The sequence below is a fragment of the Streptomyces durbertensis genome (assembly GCF_014156695.1).
GTDB lineage: Bacteria > Actinomycetota > Actinomycetes > Streptomycetales > Streptomycetaceae > Streptomyces > Streptomyces durbertensis.
Genome location: NZ_WMLF01000873.1, coordinates 1 through 819 on the forward strand (window position 1 = coordinate 1; position 819 = coordinate 819).

The 819-nt window shown below is 69.8% G+C and carries 1 pseudogene; it reads right to left on the minus strand.

Going from position 1 to position 819, the window contains the following annotated elements:
* Positions 1 to 50 precede the first annotated feature (50 nt).
* Positions 51 to 819, minus strand: a pseudogene (locus GL263_RS27405) (ATP-binding protein); the annotation flags it as partial.

The window sequence follows — 819 nt, forward strand, 5'->3', positions numbered from 1 at the left end:
GGTTAGGGAGTTCTCCCTGTCTCCCTGACCCGTCGGCGGCGCGCTCCCTGTCATCCGTCGGCGGAAGCAGAACCCTCGGTATCGCGGTTGGTGAGGGCGCGGGTGAGGCGGTCGCGGGAGATGACCATGACGCCGTCGGACTTGTACGGCTCAGCGCCGGTGCCGTCCAGGACCCGCTTGAGATCGATGAACGACCAGCCGCCGTAGGCGTCCGCGTTCCGGGTGGCGAGCCGGGCGAGGACGTCCTTGGTGCGGACGCGGGGCGCGTCGCCGATGACGGCGGCGATGTCGGTGAGCGGGTCGCGCTCCTCGTCCCGGTTGATGGCGTGGAGGGTGGTGACGCCGTCGCGTAGGGCCTTGGCGCGGTCGGTGATGGCTTCGGCGGCGTCGTCGTCGATGTAGTGCGTGCGCACCGTGATGGACGACTGTCCGGCGGGGATGGTGATGCCGTCGGAGGCGACGACCAGGGTTCCTCGGTCGAGGCCGGGGCGGAGGAGGTTGGGGGCGGCGCCGCCGTCGACGGCTTTGTCTCCGAGGGCCATGCGGGCTTGGGATTCGGTGCCGAGGGCGAGGGAGGCGCGGGTGTGGGCGCCTTCGCGGACGAGCTTGGGCAGGTTCTCGTTCGTCGGGTCCTGGGTGCCCTGCCACATCAGCACGTTCACGGCCCGGCCTTGGTTGTGGATCTTCCGGACGGCCATGAAGTACCGGGAGTTGGCCTTGGAGCCGCCGTAGGGGCGCTTCTGGTCGTCCTTGGCGGGGCACATGAACGCCACCTGTGCCTCATCGACGAGGACGATGAGGGGTGGGAAGGTGGTGCCG